Source organism: Pseudomonas sp. 8 R 14 (genome assembly GCF_900005955.1).
GTDB classification, from domain to species: Bacteria; Pseudomonadota; Gammaproteobacteria; order Pseudomonadales; family Pseudomonadaceae; genus Aquipseudomonas; species Aquipseudomonas marginalis.
The window spans coordinates 126,563-151,091 of the sequence record NZ_CVTH01000077.1 but is presented as its reverse complement, the minus strand read 5'-3'; the positions used below and the strand labels follow the sequence as shown (position 1 = coordinate 151,091).

Annotated in this window: 24 protein-coding genes and 1 pseudogene; 8 read left to right on the top strand and 17 right to left on the bottom strand. The window is 62.1% G+C overall.

Annotation, left to right across the window (positions count from 1 at the left end; genetic code table 11):
• The first annotated feature begins 40 nt into the window (after window positions 1-40).
• From BFQ01_RS20895 to BFQ01_RS20885, 3 genes are all read left to right on the top strand, one after another.
• On the top strand, window positions 41-1,699 hold the full coding sequence (locus tag BFQ01_RS20895) for a formylglycine-generating enzyme family protein (RefSeq protein WP_242001056.1): 1,659 nt from the start codon (window positions 41-43) through the stop codon (window positions 1,697-1,699).
• An 84-nt stretch (window positions 1,700-1,783) separates the two neighbouring features.
• Window positions 1,784-2,710 carry a type VI secretion system-associated lipoprotein TagQ gene (tagQ, locus tag BFQ01_RS20890; RefSeq protein WP_027608277.1) on the top strand — a complete coding sequence of 309 codons (927 nt, stop codon included), beginning with the start codon at window positions 1,784-1,786 and terminating at the stop codon, window positions 2,708-2,710.
• A 124-nt stretch (window positions 2,711-2,834) separates the two neighbouring features.
• On the top strand, window positions 2,835-3,215 hold the full coding sequence (locus tag BFQ01_RS20885) for a helicase (protein WP_065926883.1): 381 nt from the start codon (window positions 2,835-2,837) through the stop codon (window positions 3,213-3,215).
• A 49-nt stretch (window positions 3,216-3,264) separates the two neighbouring features.
• On the opposite strand, the gene BFQ01_RS20880 is transcribed toward BFQ01_RS20885, so the two are convergent.
• The 6 genes from BFQ01_RS20880 to exbB form a co-directional block, all read right to left on the bottom strand.
• Window positions 3,265-4,665 (bottom strand): aminoacyl-tRNA deacylase and HDOD domain-containing protein, encoded by a 1,401-nt coding sequence (locus tag BFQ01_RS20880; RefSeq protein WP_065926720.1) that lies wholly within the window; start codon window positions 4,663-4,665, stop codon window positions 3,265-3,267.
• Between the two features lie 77 nt (window positions 4,666-4,742).
• Window positions 4,743-6,818 carry an ATP-dependent DNA helicase RecG gene (gene recG / locus BFQ01_RS20875; protein WP_065926719.1) on the bottom strand — a complete coding sequence of 692 codons (2,076 nt, stop codon included), beginning with the start codon at window positions 6,816-6,818 and terminating at the stop codon, window positions 4,743-4,745.
• 8 nt (window positions 6,819-6,826) lie between these two features.
• Window positions 6,827-7,747, bottom strand: a complete 921-nt coding sequence (locus BFQ01_RS20870; protein WP_015886540.1) for a hydrogen peroxide-inducible genes activator — start codon at window positions 7,745-7,747, stop codon at window positions 6,827-6,829.
• A gap of 142 nt (window positions 7,748-7,889) precedes the next feature.
• Entirely contained in the window at window positions 7,890-8,639 is a 750-nt protein-coding gene (locus BFQ01_RS20865) for a TonB family protein (RefSeq protein WP_065926718.1), read from the bottom strand.
• Complete coding sequence (gene exbD, locus BFQ01_RS20860) at window positions 8,636-9,061, bottom strand: TonB system transport protein ExbD (RefSeq protein ID WP_017526806.1); 426 nt, start codon at window positions 9,059-9,061, stop codon at window positions 8,636-8,638. Before exbD ends, BFQ01_RS20865 begins: the two co-directional genes overlap by 4 nt.
• A 6-nt stretch (window positions 9,062-9,067) precedes the next feature.
• The gene (exbB, locus tag BFQ01_RS20855) at window positions 9,068-10,039 is read right to left on the bottom strand and encodes a tonB-system energizer ExbB (protein WP_065926717.1); all 972 of its coding nucleotides are present in this window, start codon (window positions 10,037-10,039) and stop codon (window positions 9,068-9,070) included.
• 189 nt (window positions 10,040-10,228) lie between these two features.
• Between exbB and BFQ01_RS20850 the strand changes: the two genes are divergently transcribed.
• On the top strand, window positions 10,229-11,080 hold the full coding sequence (locus tag BFQ01_RS20850) for an SDR family oxidoreductase (RefSeq protein WP_065926716.1): 852 nt from the start codon (window positions 10,229-10,231) through the stop codon (window positions 11,078-11,080).
• A 64-nt stretch (window positions 11,081-11,144) separates the two neighbouring features.
• On the opposite strand, the gene BFQ01_RS20845 is transcribed toward BFQ01_RS20850, so the two are convergent.
• From BFQ01_RS20845 to BFQ01_RS20820, 6 genes are all read right to left on the bottom strand, one after another.
• A complete protein-coding gene (locus BFQ01_RS20845; RefSeq protein ID WP_065926715.1) occupies window positions 11,145-11,888 on the bottom strand; it encodes a hypothetical protein in 744 nt (247 codons plus the stop codon).
• Window positions 11,889-11,944: 56 nt separating this feature from the next.
• Entirely contained in the window at window positions 11,945-12,325 is a 381-nt protein-coding gene (locus tag BFQ01_RS20840) for a RidA family protein (RefSeq protein ID WP_003176922.1), read from the bottom strand.
• Between the two features lie 24 nt (window positions 12,326-12,349).
• Entirely contained in the window at window positions 12,350-14,455 is a 2,106-nt protein-coding gene (spoT, locus tag BFQ01_RS20835; protein ID WP_005792489.1) for a bifunctional GTP diphosphokinase/guanosine-3',5'-bis pyrophosphate 3'-pyrophosphohydrolase, read from the bottom strand.
• Window positions 14,456-14,515: 60 nt separating this feature from the next.
• A complete protein-coding gene (rpoZ, locus tag BFQ01_RS20830) occupies window positions 14,516-14,779 on the bottom strand; it encodes a DNA-directed RNA polymerase subunit omega (RefSeq protein WP_017735757.1) in 264 nt (87 codons plus the stop codon).
• 167 nt (window positions 14,780-14,946) lie between these two features.
• Window positions 14,947-15,567, bottom strand: coding sequence for a guanylate kinase (gene gmk / locus BFQ01_RS20825; RefSeq protein WP_027608284.1), 621 nt, complete (start codon window positions 15,565-15,567; stop codon window positions 14,947-14,949).
• Window positions 15,568-15,577: 10 nt separating this feature from the next.
• Window positions 15,578-16,441: a YicC/YloC family endoribonuclease gene (locus BFQ01_RS20820; RefSeq protein WP_065926714.1), complete on the bottom strand. Its 864-nt coding sequence runs from the start codon at window positions 16,439-16,441 to the stop codon at window positions 15,578-15,580.
• Between the two features lie 204 nt (window positions 16,442-16,645).
• Between BFQ01_RS20820 and rph the strand changes: the two genes are divergently transcribed.
• On the top strand, window positions 16,646-17,368 hold the full coding sequence (gene rph / locus BFQ01_RS20815; RefSeq protein WP_027608286.1) for a ribonuclease PH: 723 nt from the start codon (window positions 16,646-16,648) through the stop codon (window positions 17,366-17,368).
• Window positions 17,369-17,390: 22 nt separating this feature from the next.
• Entirely contained in the window at window positions 17,391-17,759 is a 369-nt protein-coding gene (locus tag BFQ01_RS20810; protein WP_027608287.1) for a DUF4870 domain-containing protein, read from the top strand.
• A gap of 58 nt (window positions 17,760-17,817) precedes the next feature.
• On the opposite strand, the gene BFQ01_RS20805 is transcribed toward BFQ01_RS20810, so the two are convergent.
• Complete coding sequence (locus BFQ01_RS20805; protein ID WP_003195493.1) at window positions 17,818-18,597, bottom strand: exodeoxyribonuclease III; 780 nt, start codon at window positions 18,595-18,597, stop codon at window positions 17,818-17,820.
• Between the two features lie 82 nt (window positions 18,598-18,679).
• Here BFQ01_RS20805 and pyrE point away from each other — a divergent pair, with 82 nt between their 5' ends.
• On the top strand, window positions 18,680-19,327 hold the full coding sequence (pyrE, locus tag BFQ01_RS20800; RefSeq protein ID WP_065926713.1) for an orotate phosphoribosyltransferase: 648 nt from the start codon (window positions 18,680-18,682) through the stop codon (window positions 19,325-19,327).
• Between the two features lie 62 nt (window positions 19,328-19,389).
• On the opposite strand, the gene argB is transcribed toward pyrE, so the two are convergent.
• The 4 genes and pseudogenes from argB to coaBC form a co-directional block, all read right to left on the bottom strand.
• Window positions 19,390-20,295 (bottom strand): acetylglutamate kinase, encoded by a 906-nt coding sequence (argB, locus tag BFQ01_RS20795; protein ID WP_015886532.1) that lies wholly within the window; start codon window positions 20,293-20,295, stop codon window positions 19,390-19,392.
• An 18-nt stretch (window positions 20,296-20,313) separates the two neighbouring features.
• A pseudogene (locus tag BFQ01_RS20790) lies at window positions 20,314-21,735 on the bottom strand (phosphomannomutase/phosphoglucomutase); the annotation flags it as partial.
• Between the two features lie 241 nt (window positions 21,736-21,976).
• Complete coding sequence (gene dut, locus BFQ01_RS20785) at window positions 21,977-22,432, bottom strand: dUTP diphosphatase (RefSeq protein ID WP_065926712.1); 456 nt, start codon at window positions 22,430-22,432, stop codon at window positions 21,977-21,979.
• Window positions 22,433-22,437: 5 nt separating this feature from the next.
• Window positions 22,438-23,646, bottom strand: a complete 1,209-nt coding sequence (gene coaBC / locus BFQ01_RS20780) for a bifunctional phosphopantothenoylcysteine decarboxylase/phosphopantothenate--cysteine ligase CoaBC (protein WP_027608291.1) — start codon at window positions 23,644-23,646, stop codon at window positions 22,438-22,440.
• A 143-nt stretch (window positions 23,647-23,789) separates the two neighbouring features.
• Here coaBC and radC point away from each other — a divergent pair, with 143 nt between their 5' ends.
• Window positions 23,790-24,464 (top strand): RadC family protein, encoded by a 675-nt coding sequence (gene radC / locus BFQ01_RS20775; RefSeq protein ID WP_065926711.1) that lies wholly within the window; start codon window positions 23,790-23,792, stop codon window positions 24,462-24,464.
• The last annotated feature ends 65 nt before the right edge of the window (window positions 24,465-24,529 follow it).

The window sequence follows — 24,529 nt, the reverse complement described above, 5'->3', positions numbered from 1 at the left end:
ACTGGGCGCCGTTGTGGCGCTGAGCCTGGCCTCGCTGGCCATGGCCGATGAAGCGAGCGACAAGCTCGACAACCCCAAGCCGTTGCCCGACGACGTCAGCCTCCCGCTGCCGTGCGAAGGCACTATGGTGTTCCGCTACGCCTACGTGCTGGCCCAAGGGACCTTGGATGACCGCGAGATCAGTCTCGGCTACCCCTTCGCCGAAGGCGAGGCGGGTTACCAGCAGTCATTTATCTCCGGCTACCGCCGCGACTTTATCAACGGCCAGTTCACCCTCAAGGACTTGCCGAAAGACTGGAGCAAAGTCATTGCTCCGTTGATGCCGAAGACCGACGCCAAGACCCCGCTCAAGCCCATGCTGTACTTCATCGGCAAGTACGAAGTGACCGCCCGCCAGTACGCCCAGGTGATGGCCCAGGCGCAATCCCTGGCCAGTGGCGAACCGGCACCGGCGTGCGATGCGCCCACCGGCATGGCCGGGCGTTTGCCCAAGGTGAAGCTGTCGCGCTTTGAGGCTGAGCGCTTCTCGGCGGTGTACAGCGCCTGGCTGATGAAATACCACCGCGATTTGCTGCCGGTGAGCGGTCGTGGGTCGTCGGCGGAAGACGGCGGCCTGGGTTTCGTGCGCCTGCCCACTGAAGTGGAGTGGGAGTTCGCCGCACGCGGTGGCCAGGCGGTGAGTCGCCAGGACTTGGAAGGGCGCCTGTTTCCACGCCGCACCGAAGGCAGTGAAAGCGATGGCCCGCTGGGTGATTACGCGGTGTTCAACCAGGTCGCCGGCGGTACTGGCCAGGCCGCACGCTTGATGCCTATCGGTACCAAGCTGCCCAACCCCATCGGCATGTTCGACGTGATCGGCAACGCCGCGGAAATGGTCCAGGAGTCCTTCCAGCTGGTGCACGCCGGTCGTCGCCAGGGCACCTACGGCGGCTTTGTGGTCAAGGGCGGCAACTACCTCGAAGGCGAGGGCACGCTGTTTACCGGCATGCGCCGCGAATACCCGCTGTTCGCCGCCGACGGCACCGAGCAAAGCAACGAGACCACGGGATTCCGCGTGGCAATCGGGGCGTTGTCGGCGCCGCGCTCGCGTTACAAGGAGTTGTTTGCGCAGTGGCAGAAAGAAGGCCGCCTGGCCTCGCTGACCGACGCCATCGACGACGCCCAGGACCCGACCAAGCGCCTGGACAGCATCATCGCCGCCAGCGTCGACCCCAAGCTGCAGGCCGAGTTGGGGCTGGTCAATGAAGAACTCAAGCGCAATGTCTCGCTGATCGCCCAGCAACGCGAAGAAGCGGCGGGCAACCTGATTCAGTCGGCCGCGCTGGTGGCCGAGACCATCAGCAACTACAACATCCGCCTGGCCAACCTGCAGAAGAGTCGCCAGCAGGCCCTGGACAACAAGGAAGAGGCCAGCGCGGCACTGTTTGCCACGGCTATCGAGAACGGACGCAGCGCCCTCGATGGCGCGGTGGCGATCTATATCGACAACCTGGCCACCGGCACGCGTTACACCGATGCGGTGATCCAGGCGCAGTTTCAACGGATCAAGGAAGAGTTGGATCGCAAGCCCGTGCTCGGCAAGAGCCTGGTGACGCGCGCAACACTGTTCGTTCGCCATGTCGGCAACTACCGCAAGCAACAGCGGGCCGACCCGGCGACGATCTTGAAGGAATTGCTCGCAGCGAGCGGTCAGCGCTGATCGCTGGCTGTATGGCGAGCTTGGAAGGGACTCAGGCGGCAGTGGCCGCACTGGGCAAGTCAAACTTAGAAGAGAACACAACCTATGCTTTTTTCCCGTAAGGCGGTTTCCAAGCGTCACTTGCTGCTGATCGCGGCCGGTTTCAGCACTGTGCTGACCGGCTGCGCCACGTCGCCGGCCTCCAAGGTCGCGTCGAGCACCAAGGTCGAGTACTACCCCAACTGCTACGAGCCGGTGCAGCACTTGCGCGCCACCGATTCGAACATGACCAAGTCGGTGGTGACCGGTGCGGCCATCGGCGCGGCCGGCGGTGCCCTGCTCGGCGCCCTGACCGGCGACAAGGAAAAACGTGGCCGTAACGCCGCCATCGGCGCAGCGGGCGGGGCCCTGGCCGGCGGCGCAGCGGGGTACTACACCGAGCGTCAGAAGCAGATCGCCGACGACAACCAGCGCATTGCCTCGTATGCGGCTGACGTGAACAAAAGCGCCTCCGACATCGACCGCAGTACCGCGTACGCCAGGGCGTCCCAGCAGTGCTACCAGAGCGCATTCACCAAGTTGGTGGCTGATCGCAAAGCCAAGACCGTCAACGACACCGAAGGCCGCAAGCGCCTGGCGGAAATCGTCTCGGGCCTGAAGGAATCCAATGACCTGATCGTGGCGGTCAACGGCAAAGCCGCCGAAGACCTGAACAACTACACCCAGGCCTACGAGAAAGACCTGCAGCAGGTCGGCGTACAGCGTGCCGACGTGGTCACCGTGGCCAAGGCCGATGTAACGCCCGTTGTGACGCCGGGCAAGAAGAAAGGTACCGGCACCAAGCCACCGAAAAAGCCACCGCTTCCAACCGTACCAACAGAAGCCGTGAGCACCGAGAAAACCTTCCAGACCGCCCAGACCAAGCAGGATGAAAGCAAGAAGGTCGCCAGCGCCGGTAAAGCGCAGATCGAAGGCACTTGCCGCGATCCTAACCTGGTCGACTGGGCACCGGTGCCTTGCCCTAACGTTTAAGTAACATGCTGCTATAAGCGTCAAACGCCAGCCGATCTTCCGCTAATGCGCAAGATCGGTAGCGTTCTTTTTGCAATTGGTTAAACTGCTGCGGCCACTCAATAATTACACCGAGGCCGTGTGCATGAAATTTCGTCTTCTCCTGTGGGTGCTGGGCCTGATGATGGGCAAAGCCAGCCGCACCAATCCTGCCTTCCAGCAACAGCTGGGTGACAAAGACCTCGCGTTCCAGTTGCAGACCCTCGACGGGAAGGTTGCCCGTCACTTCATCGTCAAAGACCAACGCATCACCAGCCGCTCGGGCGTTCACCCGGAGCCGGCGTTCGCCATCGCGTTCAAGGATGCCGCCTACGGCTTCGCCACGATGCAGGCGAAGAACAAGCAACTGGCGTTCATGACGGGGATTCAGGACAAGTCGATCCAGATCAAGGGCAACCCGGCGCTGGTGATCTGGTTCCAGGGGTTGACCAAGTATTTGGGGCGTAAGTGCAGCTCCAAGCGATGAGCCACAAGCTGCAAGCTTGAAGCTGACTACTTGAAGCTTGCAACTGCTGTTAAGCCTGGCTGAACTGCGAGGCCAATTCGCGCAGCAGCACCTCGGCATCCAGCACCTTGGCCACGACTTCATCCGCTTTGTCACGGCTCAAGCCCAAACGCTCAAGCAGTTCGTCCGGGATGGTCTCGTCCGGCCCGGACCCAATCCCCCGGCTGCGCAGCAGGCGCACGGCCAGGCACACCAGGTTCGGGTATTCGGCGTATTGCCCATCGTAGGTCGGGTCGTGCTGGAAGCGCAGGGCAGTGGACAGCTCGTCCGGCATGTCCCAGTAGCGCATCAGCCAGGCGCCGATCTGCTCGCGGCTGATGCCCAGCAGGTGTTGCTCCACATAGCTGTGGCACAGGTGCGGGTTGACCTCCAGGTGGCGGCAGATCAGCGAGAAGTGCGGCGGGAACACATGGGCCAGCAACAGGTAGCCGAAGTTGTGCAGCAGGCCGGCGAGGTAGGTCAGGCCGGCTTCCGGGCGCTGAGCACGGGGCATGGCGCGGGTCAGGCCTTCGATCACGGCGGCGGTGTAGATGGACTGGTGCCAGTACGGTGTGGCCTGGTGCGGGTGGTCCTTGGGCAGGCTCAAGGTCTTGCCCAGGGCCAGGCCCAAGGCGAGGTTGATCACCAGGTCAAAACCCAGCACGCGCACGATGGCGTCTTCCACCGAGCGGATCTTGCCCGGCGATGCGTAGTACGGCGATGCGGCCCAGCTCACCACTTGGGCGGCCAGTGCCGGGTCGGTTTCGACCACGCCGGTGATGTCGTCGATGGTGGCATTGGGGTCGACGCGCAGCTTGATGATCTTCTGGGCGGTGTCGGCCAGCGGTGGAATCTCGATGGTCGCTTCCAGGCGTTGCTGGATGCGACGGGCGGTAAACGCCTGCATCGCCTGGGTGATTTCCTCACGGTCATCATTGGGGCGGTCGAGGTTCGGGCGGATGTTGCTCAGCGGTTCACCGAACTGGGCCGCGCTGGCCTTGGTGAGCATGGTCTTGAACGCGTCGCTGGCGATTTCCAGCAGCAGCCCGGCTTCGCCCGAATGCACTAGCAGGCTCGGCTCGTCGAGCAGGCTGCCTTCGTACAGGCACGGCGAACTGGTGAGTGCCGGCAGGCCCGGCAGCAGGCTCAGGTCGTGCTTGCCCAGCATGCGCGCGACGCGGTCCGGCGACACGGCCGTAAGGCGGCGACCCGTGAGTTCGGTAAGGCGGTTGAGGTCCAGCAGCTGGTTCTGCGGGAACAGCACCATCAGGGCGCCCACCGCGTCTTCCAGCAAGACGGCCTGGACTTTTTGCGCAGGATTCAGGCCCGGATGTTCGGTGACTTCCGTGTAGCTGATGGCGAGTTTTGCGAGCAAAGCCCGAATGACCGGTGGGGCGGTCAGTGGGGCTGTGGCGTGGGCAACTTCTGACATGGCCTGATCCAATTTCTTACAGTCACCGAAGTATAACCAGCTTGATACACCTGTAGGTCGGATAAGTGCGTCAGGCGTCACACTTGGCCGTATTGCTGCCCATGGCGCAGCCAGCGATCCAGCAGCGGGCTGACGTGATCCGGCCAGCGCTCCAGCAACGCCTGCGCTGCATCGCGTACGGCAGGCAACAGGTCGGCGTCGCGCATCAGGTCGGCGACCTTGAACTGCAGCAGGCCGGTCTGGCGGGTGCCGAGCATTTCGCCGGGGCCGCGCAGTTCGAGGTCTTTCTCGGCGATGACAAAACCGTCGTTGGTCTCGCGCATGATGCCCAGGCGCTGGCGGCCGATCTGCGACAACGGAGGGTGGTAGAGCAGCACGCAGTGGCTGGCGGCGCTGCCCCGGCCGACGCGGCCGCGCAGTTGGTGCAATTGCGCCAGGCCCAGGCGCTCGGGGTTCTCGATGATCATCAGGCTGGCGTTGGGCACGTCCACGCCCACTTCAATCACGGTAGTAGCGACCAGCAGTTGCAGGTTGCCGGCCTTGAATTCGGCCATCACCGCCGCCTTTTCCGCGGGCTTCATGCGCCCGTGGATCAGCCCGACCTTGAGTTCGCCCAAGGCGCTGGTGAGGTCTTCATAGGTGGTCTCGGCGGCCTGGCAGGTCAGCTCCTCGGACTCTTCGATCAGTGTGCACACCCAGTACGCCTGGCGGCCTTCGGCACAGGCGCCGCGCACACGTTCGATCACTTCGACGCGCCGGGTGTCGGTGACCAGCACGGTGTTGACCGGTGTGCGGCCGGGGGGCAGTTCGTCGAGGATCGAAGTGTCGAGGTCGGCGTAGGCGCTCATGGCCAGGGTGCGCGGGATCGGGGTGGCGGTCATGATCAACTGGTGCGGGTTCATGCGCCCGCCCACGCCTTTCTGGCGCAGGGCCAGGCGCTGTTGCACGCCGAAGCGGTGCTGTTCGTCGATGATCACCAGGGCCAGGTTCTTGAACTGCACTTCGTCCTGGAACAGCGCATGGGTACCCACCACCATCGGTGCGCCGCCGGCGATCTGTTCCAGCGCGGCCGCGCGCGTCTTGCCCTTGAGCTTGCCGGCCAGCCACGCGACTTCCAGGCCCAGGGGCTCGAGCCAGCGCTTGAACGTGATGAAGTGCTGCTCGGCGAGGATCTCGGTGGGCGCCATCAGCGCCACCTGGTAACCGGCTTCCAGGGCTTGCAGGGCGGCGAGGGCGGCGACCACGGTCTTGCCCGCGCCCACGTCGCCCTGGATCAGGCGCAGCATCGGCTCGTGCTGGCTGAGGTCGTAGGCGATTTCATTGCCCACGCGCTGCTGGGCGCCGGTCGGCGCAAAGCCGAGGTTGGCCAGGTATTGCGCAGGCAAGCGCGTGGCCTTGGGCATGGCCGGCGCACGCAGGGAGCGCATGCTTTCGCGCAGGCGTTGCTGGGACAGTTGGTGAGTCAGCAGTTCTTCGAACGCCAGGCGGTGCTGGGCCCAGTGATGACCGAGGGCCAGTTCGTCGACATCGGCGTCCGCAGGGGGGTGATGCAGGTAGCGGATCGCATCGGCCAGTGGCGCCAGTTGGTAGTCGCGGGCCAGTTCCAGGGGCAGCCAGTCGGGCAGGCTCTGCGGGCCAAGCATGCTCAGGGTCTGCATGCACAATTGGCGCAGGCGCTGTTGGGTCAGGCCTTCGGTGAGCGGGTAGATCGGCGTGAGGGTGGTGTCCACCGGCGGCGGTTCGTCACCGGTAATGGCGCGGTATTCCGGGTGGTAGATCTCCAGGCCGGAGGCGCCGGGGCGCGCTTCGCCGTAGCAGCGCACGCGGGTGCCGCGCTTGAGGCCTTCTTTCTGTGCGTTACTGAAATGGTAGAAGCGCAGGCTCAGGCCGCCGGTGCCATCCTGCAGGCGCACCACCAGACTGCGGCGCTTGCCCATCACCACGTCGGCACCGCTGACGGTGCCTTCGACCACCGCATCCTGCCCAGGACGCAGTTGGCCGATGGGCACCACGCGAGTGCGATCCTGATAGCGCAGGGGCAGGTGGAACAGCACGTCCTGGAGGTTTTCCAGGCCGACCTTGGCCAGCTTCTCGGCCATGGCCTCGCCGACACCCTTGAGTGCCGTCACCGACACCTGCGACAGCTCAGTCATACGTTTACTTAGCTCGCAGCAGGCGGCTTGGCCACCGAACACAGGCGGATCGAGTCGGCGAGGATCTCAATGGCTTTGGGCCGTGGGAAGCTGGCGCGCCAGGCAATCGCCACGGTACGGAACGGCACCGGTGGCGTGAGTGGGCGCACTTCGATCACGCCGGGGGCGTAGTGATGGCTGTCCACTGCCGACAGCGGCAGGATCGAGATGCCCAGGCCGGACGCGACCATATGCCGGATGGTTTCCAGGGAGCTGGATTCCACAGTGGTGTGCTTGGCGCCGTCGTTGCCTTTGGTCAGGGTCGGGCAGGCTTCCAGCACCTGGTCGCGGAAGCAGTGGCCTTCGCCGAGCAGCAGCAGGCTCTTGTCGTTGAGCAGGCCGGCGTCGATGGTGTCTTTTTGCGTCCACGGATGGGAGGCGGGCATCAGCACGTAGAACGGCTCGTCGTAGAGCGGCAGGGTCAACACATCCGCTTCGTTGAACGGCAGCGCGATGATGATCGCGTCCAGCTCGCCGTTGCGCAGTTTGTCGCGCAGCACGTGGGTAAAGTTTTCTTCGATATACAGCGGCATCTGCGGCGCGACGCGGTGCAGTTGCGGGATCAGGTGCGGGAACAGGTACGGGCCGACGGTATAGATGGCGCCGACTTTCAGCGGTGCGGTCAGCTGGTTCTTGCCGGCCTGGGCCAGTTCGCGAATGCTTTGCGCCTGTTCCAGCACCTTCTGGGCCTGGGCCACGATGCCTTCGCCCACCGGGGTGAGGCGCACGGCGCTTTTGCTGCGCTCGAAAATCAGCACACCGAGTTCGTCTTCAAGCTTCTTCACGCCCACCGACAGCGTCGGCTGGCTGACGTGGCAACGCTCGGCCGCGTGGCCAAAGTGTTGCTCTTGGGCGAGGGTAACGATGTAGCGTAATTCTGTAAGAGTCATAGCGGGCGTCCATGAGGTTGCGGGCCAAGCATACCGGCTGCAATCGATAGACGCACGTTATCAGAACTTTGCTGGGGATTGAGCGGGGAATGCGCGGGATTTTGCTGAGAGTGGCGAGGGGTGTCCCTCGCCATCATCATTTTCAGCGACGACGCTTCTCGATGTTGTACACGAACGGTGCAACGATCTCGATGCTGCCGCCCTTGAGCATATCGGCTGGCGGCTTGGGCAGCGGCTGGGCACGACGGATCATGTCCAGGGTGGCGCGGTCCAGGTCGGCGTTGCCGGAACGCCCCACCAACTCGTAGGACAGCACGTTACCGTCGCCATCCACCACGAACTTCAGGCGGTTCAGGCCTTCCTTGCCGCGGGCCTGGGCACCTGGCGGGTACTTCTTGTACTTCTGCAAGTGTGCCAGCAGGGTGCCTTCCCAGGACGCTTTGGCGGCGATCTGTTGCGGCGACGGGCCAGGTACGGGCTGGGCCGATTTTTCAGCCGGTGCCTTGGTGGGCGGAGCGTCGCTCGGCGGGTCCTCGGAGGGTTTCTCCTTGGGCGGCTCGATCTTTTTCTCCACCGGCTTGGGCAGCTGCGGTTTAGGCTTGGGCTTGACCGGCTTGGGCACCTGGATCGTTGGCTTGGGCGCCTCGGCCAGTTTCGGCAGGGGCAGCTCTTCCACCGGTGCAGGCGGTTGCGGCGGCGTTACCACTTTCGGCGGCGCCGGAGGCGGCGGTGCAGGCATCGGGGCCAGGTCGATGACCATGGCTGCCGGCGGCAACTGCACCGTGCGCGGCGCTGACCAGTGGAGCGCGATGGCAATCGCGACGGCATGCACGCCCAGCACGACGGCGAGGCTGGTGCCATAACGCGTCAGTTTGTGGCGCGTCGTGATCATTTCTTGGCTGCCGTCTCAAGTCCGACCAGGCCTACCTTGAGGTAGCCGGCTGCCCGCAGGGCATCCATCACGCTCATCAGGTCGCCGTAGTCCACGCCCTTGTCGGCCTGGAAGAAGATCGTCGTGTCCTTCTTGCCTTGGGTCTTGGCATCGAGCACCGGCCCCAGGGTTTCGGTCTTGACCTCTTCTTCGCCCAGGAACAGGCGTTGGTCCGCCTTGACGCTGAGGAAGATCGGTTTCTCCGGCCGCGGCGCAGGCTTGGCGCTGGAGGCGGGCAGGTCAACCTTGATGTCCACGGTGGCCAATGGAGCGGCCACCATGAAGATGATCAGCAGCACGAGCATCACGTCGATAAACGGCGTGACGTTGATTTCGTGGTTCTCGACGAGTTCGTCGTCGCCTTGATTCAAATGCAGGCCCATGGCCGATTACCCCACTTTCACCATGTGCGGTTGCGAGCTGCGCTCGGTAGGCAGGTGATCGAGGTCGCGGCTGACCAGCAGCAGGACTTCTGCCGACGCGTCCGATACCTGGGCCTTGTAGCCGGCAATCGAACGGGCGAAGACGTTGTAGATCACTACCGCAGGAATCGCGGCGACCAGGCCCAGGGCGGTTGCCAGCAGGGCTTCGGCGATGCCGGGGGCGACGACGGCGAGGTTGGTGGTCTGGGTTTTGGCGATGCCGATGAAGCTGTTCATGATGCCCCAGACGGTACCGAACAGGCCGACGAACGGCGCGGTGGAGCCGATGGTCGCGAGCACGCCGGTGCCGCTGCTCATGTTACGGCCGCAGGCTGCAACCAGGCGTTCCAGGCGGAACGCCACGCGCTCCTTGATGCCTTCTTTTTCACGGGTGTTGGCCGACAGGCGCATTTCTTCCAGTGCGTCGTGCACCAGGGTGTTGGCCAGGGTGCCTTTCTTGGTCGCGCTTTCGCTGGCTTCCTTGAGGGTGGTGGCCTTCTTCAGGTGGACGATTTCAGTGCGCAGACGGCGCTTGGCACCCAGCAGCTCGAAGCCTTTGGCGATCCAGATGGTCCAGGTAATGATCGACGCGATGGCCAGGCCGATCATCACGGCTTTCACCACCACGTCAGCATTCTGGTACATGCCCCATGGCGACAGGTCGTGGGCCATGCCCAGGGTGTTGTCTTCTTCCAGCACGACACCGGTTTCGTCGGCGGCGGCTGGGACTGCAGCCTGGGCCGGGTCGGTGGCCGCAGCGGGTGCGGTTGGAGCCGCAGCATTGTGCTCGGCGGCGGCCGGGGTAGCCGGGGCGGTGGCATCAGCGAATGCGGCGGTCGGCGCCAGCAGTACGCTGAACAGCATCGCAGCAATCGCACGCCAGGCGCGGGATGGGCTGTGAAGCTTGGTTGGCGAAGCGGGGGTTGTATTACGTGTCATGCTGGCCGGACCTGAGAGAAGAAAATGACTGATCGTCCTTCCAGACCCAAAGGGGTCGAGGACAAATGGGCGGTTATTATTGCAAGTAATTCTTGTTAACAGAAGTAATACAGTAACTTTATTTGCCCTTTTTCTGGCCGCCGGTCTGCTGCGAGGGCTAATCTAGACCTTTAAGAACGGAGTTTTATGATGTCTGTGCCTTCGGTTGTGATTGCCGGATGTGGCGATGTGGGTAGTCGGCTGGCTAGCCAATTGCTGGCCTCGGAATGGGAGGTTCATGGCCTGCGGCGCGATATTTCACGCCTGCCCGACGGGGTGATCGGCATTGCCGGCGACCTGTTCAACAAGGATTGCCCTGACACCTGGCCGATCGGCGGGGTGGATTACCTGGTGTACTGCGCCGCCGCCACCGACCACGATGAGGCCGGTTATCGCGCCGCTTACGTGCAAGGGTTGCAGCATGTGCTGGAGTGGCTGAAGGATTATGGCCAGGAGCCCAGGCACCTGCTGTTTGTGTCCAGCAGCAGCGTATACGGGCAGCAGAATGGCGAGTGGGTCGACGAAACCTCCGAAACCCAGGCCAAGGGTTATTCCGGGCAAGTCATGCTGGAGGCCGAGCAGGTGGCACTTAACAGTGGCATTCCTGCGAGCGTCGTGCGGTTGACCGGCATTTACGGTCCTGGTCGCGAATGGCTGCTGACCCAGGTGCGCCAGGGGTACCGTGTAGCGCTTGATCCGCCTTTATACGGCAACCGTATACACGCCGATGATGCGGCGGGCTTGCTGGCATTTTTGCTACGCCACGTGGAGCAGGGCGGTTCGCTGGATAAGGTCTATATCGGCGTCGACGATGCACCGGCGCCCTTGGCCGAGGTGGTGGCCTGGCTGCGTGACTACCTGGGCGTCACTGAGTGGTCCGAGGACGCGAGTGTGCGGCGTGCGGGCAGCAAGCAATGCAGCAATGCCCGGATAAAGGCGCTGGGGTGGACGCCCACGTATGCGAGCTACCGCGAAGGGTACGCAGCCATTCTTAAAGGCTGAAATGCGGTTAAAGATGTGGGAGGGGGTAAGCCCCTCTCCCACATTTGGAGCTGGGTGATGACTGCTATTGTTTTTCAAGCAGCCATTGGCGCGGCCCGGGAGTGAACTGAGGCACTTCATCCGCTTGAGCGGTGTTGACCGCCTGGAAGATCTCCAACTGCTTGCCCTTGCGCACGAAGATCCACGGGTTACCCACGCCGTTGAGCTGCAGCCACATGCTGTCGTAGCCGCCGCTCATGGAGGCACAGTCACCGGCCAGGCACAGAGAGTACCGATCAACATTGGGCAAACCGGCGACCTTGCCGTCAGGCTGGAACTGGACAGTGGCACCGTTGCCGAAGCCGTCGGTGATCTTCCAGTCGCCGCCCATATAGGCTGCGTACAGGGCGCGTTCGAAGTTGGCACCCAGCGGCGCACCTTCCGGTGCAGGTTCCTTGGCGCGGGCAAAGAGCTGCTCGGGCTCGTTGTCGTTGGCCACTTGCAGCAGTTGCCTGCCTTTGCGCTTGAGTTCAGTGGCGGAGCTGCCGTAGAAGTCGACGCTCCAGGCGCCGGACTGTTCGCCGAGCAACTTGCCTTCCGCGACTTCAAAACCGTTGTAGTAACGTGCCTGCGAAGCCTTGGGGTTGACCTCCCATTCGAGGTTCGGGCCATAGCTTTGCAGCGCTTCACGCAAAGGGCCGCCCTTGGCTGCCGCATCGATGGCGACCTGGTTGATCCAGGTGCCGCTCACATCCTGGTTGGCAGGGTTGCTGGCGCAGCCGCCGAGCAACAGGGCGAGCAACGAAGAGGCTACAAGCGCTTTGCGCATCATGAAATCCTTTTAAAACGAAGTCGGCGCAGCCTATGGAGGCTGCGCCGGGTGTTTTACTCGATGACCAGAATTGCGTCCATCTCAACCTGTGCGCCCTTTGGCAGGGCGGCAACACCAATGGCGGCGCGGGCTGGGTAAGGTTGTTCGAAGTACTTGCCCATGATCTCGTTGACCTTGGCGAAGTGGCTCAGGTCGGTGAGGAAGATGTTCAGCTTGACGATGTCCTTGAACGAGCCGCCGGCAGCTTCGGCCACGGACTTTAGGTTTTCGAAGACCTGTACGGTCTGGGCTTCGAAGCCTTCCACCAGTTCCATGGTCTTTGGGTCCAGCGGGATCTGGCCGGACATGTAGACGGTGTTGCCCGCCTTGATGGCCTGGGAGTAAGTACCGATGGCGGCTGGGGCCTTGTCGCTGGTGATAACGGTCTTGGTCATGAATGACTCCTTGTAATGGATGGGCTACGCACGCATGCGGGTGATGCGGATCACACCGGTCAAGGCGCGCAGTTTCTTGATCACGCGGGCCAGGTGCACGCGGTCATGCACGCTGACCACCAGCTGGACCACGCTGATGCGACCATCGCGCTCGTCCATGCTGATTTTCTCGATATTGCCGTCGGCCGCGTTGACGCTGCTGGCCAGCAGGGCGATCAGGCCGCGCTGGTGTTCCAGCTCCACGCGCAGCTCGACGTTGAATTCGCCGGTGACATCCTTGGCCCACGAGAGCTGGATGCATTTTTCCGGGTTGTGACGGATCTCGGTGATGTTGCGGCAGTTGTCGAGGTGAACGACCATGCCCTTGCCAGCCGACAGGTGGCCGACAATCGGGTCGCCAGGGATCGGCGTGCAGCATTTGGCGTAGCTGAGCACCAGGCCCTCGGTGCCGCGAATCGCCAGCGGGCCTTCGGGGCTTGGCAACTGTTCGCCTTCGCCCAGCAGGCGGCGTGCGACCACGTAGGCCATGCGGTTGCCCAGGCCGATATCTTCCAGCAGGTCTTCGATGGTTTCCTGGCGGTACTCGTGGAGCATCGCTTGCACGCGCTCCTGCGCAATCTTGTCCAAGGCGCTGTCGAAGCCGTTGAGCACTTTGTTCAGCAGGCGTTCGCCCAGGCTGATGGACTCGGAGCGGCGCTGCAGTTTCAGCGCGTGGCGGATGTGTGTGCGGGCCTTGCCGGTGACCACGAAGTTGAGCCACGCCGGATTCGGGCGGGCTCCGGGTGCACTGACGATCTCGACCGTGGAGCCGCTTTGCAGCGGTTCGGACAGCGGCGCGAGACGGCGGTTGATCCGGCAGGCAATGCAGCTGTTGCCGACGTCGGTGTGCACCGCGTAGGCAAAGTCGACCGCAGTGGAGCCTTTGGGCAGCTCCATGATGCGGCCTTTGGGCGTGAATACGTAGACCTCGTCCGGGAACAGGTCGATCTTCACGCTTTCGATAAATTCCAGGGAGTTGCCGGCACGTTGCTGCATTTCCAGCACGCCCTTGACCCACTGGCGGGCGCGGGCATGGGTGCCTTTGGGCTGCTCGTCGCCGCTGGATTTGTACAGCCAATGGGCGGCGATGCCGTTGTTGGCCATCTCTTCCATTTCGCGGGTACGGATCTGGATCTCGATCGGCACCCCGTGCATACCGAACAGTGTGGTATGCAGCGATTGATAGCCGTTGGCCTTGGGAATGGCGATGTAGTCCTTGAAGCGCCCCGGCAGGGGTTTGTACAAATTATGTACAGCACCGAGGACGCGGTAGCAGGTATCGACCTTGTCCACGATGATGCGGAACGCGTACACGTCCATGATCTCGTTGAAGGCCCGGCGCTTGCCGCGCATCTTCTTGTAGATGCCATAGATGTGCTTCTGCCGGCCGCTGACCTCGCCCTCGATCTCGTCGATCGCCAGGCAATGGCTCAGGGATTCTTCGATCTTGTTGACGATTTCCTTGCGGTTGCCCCGGGCGCGCTTGACGGCCTGGTAGATGCGCGCCGAACGCATCGGGTGCATGGCCTTGAAGCCGAGGTCTTCGAACTCGATACGAATGGCGTGCATACCCAGCCGGTTGGCAATGGGCGCGTAGATTTCCAGGGTTTCCTTGGCGATGCGCCGGCGTTTTTCGCCGGACAGCACTTCCAGCGTGCGCATGTTGTGCAGCCGGTCGGCCAGCTTGACCAGGATCACCCGGATGTCCCGGGCCATGGCCATGGCCATTTTCTGGAAGTTTTCCGCCTGGGCTTCGGCCTTGGTCTCGAAGTTCATCTGGGTCAGTTTGCTGACCCCGTCGACCAGTTCGGCCACGGTTTCGCCAAATTGCGCACTGAGCGCTTCCTTGGCAATGCCGGTGTCTTCGATCACGTCATGCAGCATTGCGGCCATCAGGCTCTGATGGTCCATGTGCATGTCGGCCAGGATATTCGCCACCGCAAGAGGATGGGTGACGTACGCCTCACCGCTTCGGCGGCGTTGCCCGTCGTGGGCCTGTTCGGCGTAGAAATACGCTCGGCGGACCAGGTTGACCTGGTCGGGGCCGAGGTAGGCCGATAAGCGATCGGCGAGGGCGTCTATGCTCGGCAAAGTGTGAACTCCTGCCGAAGGCTGTGACCCCGCGCCGTGCTACGTCGACCAGGCATAGGCTTAGACGGCCTCGTTGGACTCGTCCTCGAACGCTGCAAACAACGGTTCGTCTTCAACGATTTCAGCGTTGGCGATGAACTCGTAGCTCATCAGGCCTTCAGCGATTTCACGCAGGGCTACAACGGTAGGCTTGTCGTTTTCCCACTGGACCAGGGGCTCTTTGCCGCCAGTGGCCAGTTGACGGGCACGCTTGGTAGAGAGCATGACCAGCTCAAAGCGGTTTGCCACGTGGTCTAGGCAGTCTTCAACGGTTACGCGGGCCATGATATTCCTCGGAGCGAATGCAAGATGCGCGCTGCCCGGTTGGGCGAGCGGACTGAGCAGTTTAAAAAATCACCAGCGTTTAGGGAAGCGCTGATTTTTCGCAGGCTCTCGCAAAACCGCTGCAAGCGCCAATGTAAAGCCCTTGCAGCGGTTTTGGGAAGGGCCAATCAGCCGAGCAGTTCGGCGAGTAATTTGCCGAAACGCTGCTGTTGACGCTTTTGCTGGAGCTGATTGGCGCGGAAAATCGCCTTCAGGTCATCCAGCGCGTGGGAAAAATCGTCGTTAATGATCAGGTAGTCGTAGTCGACATAGTGGCTCATTTCGCTGACAGCTTCCCGCATGCGGCCTTCGATGATCTCGTCGCTGTCCTGGCCACGGTTGGTCAGGCGCTGGTGCAAGGCTTCGAGCGACGGCGGCAGGATAAAGATCGAGCGTGCCTTGGGCATCAGCTGGCGCACTTGCTCGGCGCCCTGCCAGTCGATTTCCAGGATCAGGTCGTGGCCTTCGTCCAGGGTCTGCTGCAGGTGGCTCTGCGAGGTGCCGTAGAGGTTGCCGAACACCTCGGCGCGCTCGAGGAAGTCGCCATGCTCGATCATCTTGACGAACTCGGTGCGCTCGACGAAGTGATAGTGCACGCCGTTCACCTCGCCCGGACGCATGGCGCGGGTGGTGTGGGAGATCGAGATGCGAATCTGCTCGTCAGCGTCGGTCAGGGCCTTGACCAGGCTGCTCTTGCCCGCGCCCGAAGGGGCGGAAATGATGTACAGGGTGCCGGTGCTATGGGTCATGGAGGTTGCCTTACTCAATATTCTGTACTTGTTCGCGCATCTGCTCGATCAACACCTTGAGGTTGACCGCCGCCGTGGTGCTGCGCGGATCGAAAGCCTTGGAGCCCAGTGTATTGGCTTCGCGGTTGAGTTCCTGCATCAGGAAGTCCAGGCGCCGACCAGCGGCGCCACCGGACTTGAGCACGCGGCGCACTTCGAGGATGTGGGTGCTCAGGCGATCCAGTTCTTCGGCGACATCGCTCTTCTGCGCGAGCAGCACCATTTCCTGCTCCAGGCGCACGGGGTCGAGGTCGGCCTTCATGTCGGTGAAGCGGTCGAGGACCTTCTGGCGTTGGGTGGCGAGCATCTGCGGTACCAGCTCGCGCAAGGTGACCACGTCTGCTTCGATCGACGTCAGGCGCTCGTTGATCAGTCGGGCCAGTTCGGCGCCTTCACGCTCGCGGCCAGCCTTGAGTTCCTTCAATCCCTGGGTGAACAGGGCGAGGGCTTCGGCGTTGAGGGCTTGCGGATCGGAGGCGTCGGCCACCAGCACACCGGGCCAGGCCAGTACTTCCAGAGGGTTCAGTGCGGCGGGCTGCTTGATCAGGCCGGCGACGGTTTCGGCCGCGGCGACCAGTTGCGCAGCGCGCTCGCGGTCTACCTGCAGCGGCTTGCCGGTGGTTTCTTCGGTAAAGCGCAGGGTGCATTCCAGCTTGCCGCGGGAGATGCCCTGGCGCAGTGCCTCACGCACGGCGCCTTCGAGGTCGCGGAAGGATTCCGGCAGGCGCAGGTGCGGCTCCAGGTAGCGGCTGTTGACCGAGCGCAGTTCCCAGCTCAGGGTGCCTTGGGCGCCGGCTTTTTCGACGCGGGCGAAGGCGGTCATGCTGTGCACCATGGAGGTACCTCGCGATGCAGTCCCGCGAAAGCGGGCTGATGGGTAAATTGAAGCCGACAGGCTGCGAAGGCGCGGGATTGTAGCGCAGTGGGGCGGGCGCGCCCAAACCCTGGGCATTCGTAACCAGATTTTTAGCAGTGCCCCGAATCGGCTCGCGGCTCTATAATGCTCGGCAGTTTTTCGTCCTCAGTACAGGTATCCCCTATGAAACGTCCAAGTGGTCGCGTTGCCGATCAGCTCCGCTCGATCCGCATCACCCGCAACTACACCAAACACGCCGAGGGATCCGTACTGGTCGAGTTTGGCGATACCAAGGTTATCTGCACCGTCAGCGTTGAAAATGGCGTGCCGCGCTTCCTCAAGGGCCAGGGCCAGGGTTGGCTGACCGCCGAATATGGCATGCTGCCACGCGCCACCGGCGAGCGTAACCAGCGTGAAGCCAGCCGTGGCAAGCAAGGCGGCCGTACCCTGGAAATCCAGCGCCTGATCGGGCGCTCCCTGCGCGCGGCCCTGGATATGACCAAGCTGGGCGACGTGACTCTCTACGTCGACTGCGACGTGATCCAGGCCGATGGCGGTACGCGCACCGCCTCCATCACCGGCGCCATGGTGGCGCTGGTCGACGCGCTTAAAGTCATCAAGAAGCGCGGCGGCCTGAAAGGCGGCGACCCACTGAAGCAGATGATCGCCGCCGTATCGGTGGGCATGTACCAGGGCGAGCCGGTGCTGGACCTGGATTACCTGGAAGACTCGGCTGCCGAGACCGATCTGAACGTAGTGATGACCAGCACCGGTGGTTTCATCGAAGTGCAGGGCACCGCCGAAGGTGCGCCATTCCAGCCGGCCGAGCTGAACGCCATGCTGGCCCTGGCCCAGAAAGGCATGACTGAGATCTTCGAACTGCAGAACGCCGCACTGGCTGACTGAGTACGCCTCAAGGAGAAGCGCCATGAATGACAGCCAAATGCCGGTGCCTACGCCTTCCTACGAGGTGCGTCAGGGGGCAATGTTGTGCCATCTTGCTGCGTTCCTGGGGTTTGTATTCCCCTTCGGCAGCGTCGTGGGGCCGCTGATCCTGTGGCAGATGAAAAAAGAAGTGGATCCGTTCATTGACGACCAGGGCAAGGAGGCACTGAATTTCCAGATCACCGTAGCCATCGCCTGGATCATTTGCATCGTGCTGGCCTTCGCGGTCATTGGGTTTTTCCTGATGACGGCCTTGGTCATCGCAAGCGTGGTGCTGACGATCATCGGCGCAATCAAAGCCAACAAAGGGATCGCCTATCGCTATCCCTTGACCTGGCGCCTGGTCAAATAATCGACACCCACAAAAAAACCGACAGCGATGTCGGTTTTTTTGTGCCTGGATAAAGACCCTAGATGGTCAGTGTCCAGTCATAGTCCACGATCAGCGGCGCGTGCTGCGAGAAGCGCGGCTGGCGCGGCAGGCGTGCACTGCGAACGAACCGGCGCAGACCCGGGGTCAGCAACTGGTAGTCGAAGCGCCAGCCCAGGTTGAGCATCTCAGCCTGTTCATTGTCTGGCCACCAGCTGTACTGGTCACCTTCGCGGCTGACTTCGCGCAGCGCATCCACATAGCCCATGTTGCCGACAATCTCGTCCATCCAGGCCCGTTCCGGCGCCAGGAAGCCCGGGGATTGCTGGCTGTCACGCCAGTTCTTGATATCCAGCTTCTGTTGCGCCACGTACAGCGAGCCACAGTAAATGTACTCGCGACGTTTGCGTCGCTGTTTATCCAGGTAACGGGCGAAATCGTCCATTAGCTTGAACTTCTGGTTCAAGTCTTCATCGCCGTTCTGCCCCGAAGGAAGCAGCAAGGTCGCGATGCTGACCTTGTCGAAATCGGCTTGCAGGTAGCGCCCGTAGCGGTCGGCTGTCTCGAAGCCGAGGCCGCTGATGACCGCCTTGGGTTGCAACCGCGAGTACAAAGCCACGCCACCTTGGGTGGGCACTTCGGCATCGCAGGCATAAAGGAAGTAGCCATCCAGTTGGAAGGCTGGGTCGTCCAGTTCAAAGGCGGAGGCGCGGGTGTCCTGCAGGCAGATGACGTCGGCATTCTGAGCTTGCAGCCAACTGAGCAAACCACGCTCGACTGCAGCCTGAATACCATTAACGTTCACACTGATGATCCGCATAAATGGCCCCAAAAATCGCGTGCGTGTATGATACACGCCGTCTACCTAATTAGCTAAATCCGTGGTATCTGAGGTTTTTTTCATGCAGGCGTATCAACGCGATTTCATTCGTTTTGCCATCGATCGCGGGGTTTTGCGCTTCGGTGAGTTCACCCTCAAGTCCGGGCGCACCAGCCCGTATTTCTTCAATGCAGGCTTGTTCAACTCGGGCTCGGCCCTGGCTCAGTTGGGGCGCTTCTACGCGGCAGCCATCGTTGAAAGCGGTATTTCCTTCGACGTGCTGTTTGGCCCGGCCTACAAGGGTATCCCCCTGGCCGCTGCAACAGCCGTGGCCCTGGCGGAACATTATGGGCGCGATCTGCCATGGTGCTTCAACCGCAAGGAAGCCAAGGCCCATGGCGAAGGCGGCAGCCTGGTGGGCGCGCCGCTTACCGGCGATGTATTGATCATCGATGACGTGATCACGGCCGGCACGGCTATCCGTGAAGTGATGCAGATCATCGCTTCCCAGGACGGCGCCAAGGCCGCCGGTGTGCTGATCGCGCTGAACCGCCAGGAGCGTGGCAACGGTGAGTTGTCGGCGATCCAGGAAGTGGAGCGTGATTTCGGTATTCCAGTGGTCAGTATCGTGTCATTGAACCAGGTGCTGCAGTTCCTGGAAGACGACCCGCAGCTCAAGCAGCATTTGCCGGCAGTTAAGGCGTATCGCGAGCAGTTCGGCGTTCAGTAATCGCCGAACCATAAAAAAGCCCCGCTCAACCAGGTTGAGCGGGGCTTTTTGTTTTCAGCGTTTTAAGGGCGCTTGCGGTTACTGATCAGCGTGCCCACACCCGTATCGGTGAAGATTTCCAGCAGGATTGCATTCGGTACACGACCATCCAGGATCAGCGAGCTGCCGACGCCGCCTTGCACCGCTTCCAGCGCGCAACGGATCTTCGGCAGCATGCCGCCGTAGATGGTGCCGTCGGCGATCAGTTCGTCCACTTGTTGAGTGGTCAAACCGGTCAGCACCTTGCCTTCCTTGTCCATCAGGCCGGCAATGTTGGTCAGCAGCATCAGCTTTTCAGCCTTCAATGCTTCGGCCACCTTGCCCGCCACCAGGTCGGCGTTGATGTTGTAGGACTCACCGTTGGCACCCACGCCGATCGGCGCGATCACCGGGATGAAGTCGCCCTTGACCAGCAGGTTCAGCAGGTCGGTGTTGATGCCGATCACTTCGCCTACCTGACCGATATCGATGATTTCCGGCTGGGTCATTTCCGGCGTCTGACGGGTAACGGTCAGTTTTTTCGCGCGGATCAGCTCGGCGTCCTTGCCGGTCAGGCCAATGGCGCTGCCGCCATGACGGTTGATCAGGTTGACGATGTCTTTGTTCACCTGGCCGCCGAGGACCATCTCCACCACGTCCATGGTCTGCGCGTCAGTGACGCGCATGCCATCGATGAAGTGACTCTCGATCGACAAGCGCTTGAGCAGGTCGCCGATCTGCGGGCCGCCGCCGTGGACCACCACGGGGTTGATTCCCACGGCTTTCATCAACACGATGTCGCGGGCAAAGCCGGTTTTCAGCTCGTCGCTTTCCATGGCATTGCCGCCGTACTTGATCACCAGCGTCTTGCCGACGTAGCGTCGAATATAAGGCAACGCTTCGGACAGGACCTTGGCGGTGTTGGCAGCGGCTTCGCGTTCGAGGGTCATTCAGGGCTCCGGTAAAAATCAGAACGGTAATTGGAGATCAGGGGCAACACGTTTCAACTGGGCGTGGAACACGTCCTTGATGCGCTGCAACTCAGCCTCGGTATCCGCCTCGAAACGCAGCACCAGCACCGGTGTGGTGTTGGACGCGCGAACCAGGCCCCAGCCCTTGGCGTAATCGACTCGCACACCATCAATGGTGGTCAGGTGGGCGCCTTCACCCCATTGCGCATCGTGCAGTGCGTCAATGATGCTGAATTTGCTCTCCTCGGTCACATGGATATTGATCTCTGGCGTAGAAATATCATTCGGGAAGGTCTGAAACAGCGAATCGCAGGTGGATTTTTCCTTGCTGAGGATCTCCAGCAGACGGGCGGCGCTGTAAATGCCGTCGTCAAACCCGAACCAGCGCTCCTTGAAGAACACGTGGCCGCTCATTTCGCCGGCCAACAGCGCGCCGGTTTCCTTCATTTTCTTTTTGATCAACGAGTGACCGGTCTTCCACATTAGCGGACGGCCACCATATTCCTTGATCAGCGGGGTGAGGCGGCGGGTGCACTTCACGTCGAAAATGATCTCGGCACCCGGGTTGCGTGCCACCACATCGCGGGCGAACAGCATCAGCAGGCGGTCCGGGAATACGATCTCGCCGGTTTCGGTCACTACGCCTACACGGTCGCCGTCGCCGTCAAAGGCCAGGCCGACGTCAGCACCGGTTTCCTTGACCTTGGCGATCAGGTCCACCAGGTTTTCCGGTTTGCCTGGGTCCGGGTGGTGGTTGGGGAAGTTGCCGTCGACTTCGCAGAACAGCGGGATCACTTCGCAGTTCAAGGCTTCGAGCAGCTGCGGGGCGATCACGCCGGCCGCGCCGTTGCCGCAGTCCACCACCACTTTGAGGCGGCGTGCGAGTTTGACGTCGCCGGTGATTTCATCAGAGTAGCGCTGCAGGATGTCAACTTTGGTGATGCTGCCTTTGCCGCTGGTCAGGTCGTTGGTCTTCAGGCGGGTGTGCAGGGCCTGGATCTGTTCGTTGGCCAGGGTGTCGCCGGCGATGACGATCTTGAAGCCGTTGTAGTCCGACGGGTTATGGCTGCCGGTCAGCATTACCCCGGATTTGCCGGCCAGTACATTGGCGGCGTAGTACAGCGCGGGAGTGGGCACCAGGCCCACATCGCTGACATGGCAGCCGCTGTCGGCCAGGCCCTGGATCAGTTGTTCCACCAGTTCCGGACCGGACAGGCGACCGTCACGACCGACCGAGACGTTCGGCTCGTCCTGGGCCAGGCTCTGGGAACCAATGGCGCGGCCAATCCAGTAGGCGGTTTCGGCGGTCAGGGTCTTGGGGACTACGCCACGAATGTCATAGGCGCGAAAGATGCTGTCGGGGAATGTCGGGGCTACTCGGGCTGCGGTACTCATCGCGGGGGGAAACTCCATCTCAAGGGGGGCAAGGCTGGCCTTAATGTGGCTGACCGGCAGGCTCAAACTGAAGGGTATGACGGTGTTTTCGGCAGAGAGTTCGTGGTGCAAAAGTGCCATCGGAGCTTGGCCCCTGTCTTTATTCCTGCGTAATGCATTGATTTCAAATGGGAAATCTCGCTGATAAAGTCCGCGCATTCTTCATCCTGAAAAGCCTTGCGGGGGCATCGAGCCGGGCAAAAGCGCCCGGCCAGGTTCAGCGTAGTCAGTGACTGCCGGAATGCCCAAAACCGCCTGCGCCGCGTTGGGTTTCGTCGAAATCCTGCACCAGTTCGAAGCGCGCCTGCACCACCGGCACCAATACAAGCTGGGCAATGCGCTCGCCGACAACGATGTTGAACGCCGTCTGGCCACGATTCCAGCACGACACCATCAACTCGCCTTGGTAGTCCGAGTCGATCAGGCCTACCAGGTTACCCAGCACGATGCCGTGTTTGTGGCCCAGGCCGGAGCGCGGCAGGATCAGCGCCGCCAGGCCCGGGTCGCCGACATAGATCGACAGGCCGGTGGGAATCAGGACGGTCTGGCCCGGTTCAAGGACGGTGTCTTGCTTGAGCATGGCGCGCAGGTCCAGGCCGGCGGAACCTGGGGTGGCGTAGGCCGGCAGCGGGAATTCGGTGCCGATGCGGGGGTCGAGGATCTTGGCTTGCAAAGCGTGCATGGAAATTAAACCTGGTTCAGCCGTTGGGCGATAAAAGAGATCAGTTGGCGGGCAATCTTGCCTTTGCTGGTCTGGGCGAAAAGAGTGGCGTGCAGCTCGCGGTCGATCACGCTGCAGGCGTTTTCCTCGCTGTTGAAGCCGATGCTCGGGTTGGCGACATCATTGGCAACGATCAGGTCGAGGTTTTTGTCTTTCAGTTTGCGTGCGGCGTAGTCCAGCAGGTGCTCGGTCTCGGCGGCAAAGCCGACACTGAACGGGCGGTCCGGACGCGTGGCGATTGTGGCCAGGATGTCCGGGTTGCGCACCATTTGCAGGAGCAGCCCGTCACCGCTCGTAGGGTCTTTCTTGAGCTTTTGCGGGGCGACGACTTCAGGGCGGTAGTCTGCAACCGCTGCCGAAGCGATAAACAGGTCACAGGGAATGGCGGCCTCACAGGCGGCCAGCATGTCCCGGGCGCTGACTACGTCGATTCGCGTGACGCGATCGGGGGTCGGCAAGTGCACCGGACCGGTGATCAGGGTAACGCGTGCGCCTGCCTCGACCGCGGCTTCCGCCAAGGCAAAGCCCATTTTTCCTGAGCTATGGTTGGTGATGTAGCGTACCGGGTCGATGTTTTCCTGGGTCGGGCCGGCCGTAATCAGCACGTGCCGGCCGGTCAGGGCCAGGTGCTGGAAGCATTCGGCGGCGCACAATGCCAGGTCGGTGGCTTCGAGCATGCGGCCCATGCCGACATCGCCGCAGGCCTGGCTGCCGGAGGCCGGGCCGAACACCTTGAGGCCACGACTTTGCAGGAGCTGGGTGTTGGCCTGGGTCGCCGGGTCGCGCCACATGGCCTGATTCATGGCCGGGGCGATGGCGACGGTGGCGTCGGTGGCCAGTACCAGGGTGGTCAGCAGGTCATCGGCAATGCCTTGCGCCAGGCGCGCAATCAGGTCGGCGGTGGCTGGGGCGATCAGTACCAGGTCGGCCCACTTGGCAAGTTCGATATGACCCATGGCGGCTTCGGCTGCCGGGTCCAGCAGGTCCAGGTGAACCGGGTGTCCGGACAAGGCCTGCATGGTCAGCGGAGTAATGAACTCACTGCCGCCGCGGGTCATGACCACGCGCACTTCAGCGCCCTGGTCGAGAAGCCTGCGGACCAGCTCTGCGCTCTTGTAGGCGGCAATGCCGCCGCCGACGCCGAGAACGATGCGTTTCCGATACAGACGCTGCATTGGTTTGCCTTTCCAGTTCAGTGAAGCCAGTTCAGTGACGCCTGCGATGCCCCCTCCCCAGGTGAAATCGCACGCAAAAAAGAGGGCCTACGATAACACAGCGCCCGCCCCGCAACAGCGGCGCACATGCACAGGGAGGTGGAATGAGTATTCGTGATTGGCCGGCGGCAGAGCGGCCGCGAGAGAAGCTTTTGGAGTGGGGTGCTGCGAGTCTGTCCGATGCTGAATTGCTGGCGATCTTCCTGCGCACCGGGGTAACCGGCAGGAGCGCGGTGGACCTGGCGCGCCATCTGCTGGCGCAATTTGGCGGTTTGCGCCCGCTGCTGGAAGCCAGCCAGGCGGTGTTCAGCCAGCAATTGGGCTTGGGGCCGGCGAAGTTTGCGCAGTTGCAGGCGGTACTGGAAATGTCCCGGCGCCATATGGCCGAACGCCTGCGCAGCGATTCGGTGCTGGAAAGCCCGGTGGCCGTGCGCAATTACCTCAAGTCGCTGTTGCGCCATGAGCCCCATGAAGTTTTCGGCTGCCTGTTTCTCGATTCAAAGCATCGGGTGCTGGGGTTCGAAGTGTTGTCCGAGGGGACCATCGACGCTGCCGTGGTCTACCCGCGGCAAGTGGTCAAGCGCGCCCTGGCCTATAACGCGGCGGCGTTGATTCTGTGTCACAACCATCCTTCCGGGAGCGTGGAGCCCAGCGCGGCTGATCGAAAATTGACCAAGCTGCTGCAAAAGGCCCTGGAAGTGGTGGATGTGCGGGTACTGGATCACATCATCGTGGGGGACGGTGATCCGTTGTCGATGGCGGAATATGGGTGGATGTAGGACGGAACAGCTGCAAGCCTCAAACGGGCTTGCAGCTTGCAGCTTGCAGCTTGCAGCTTGCAGCT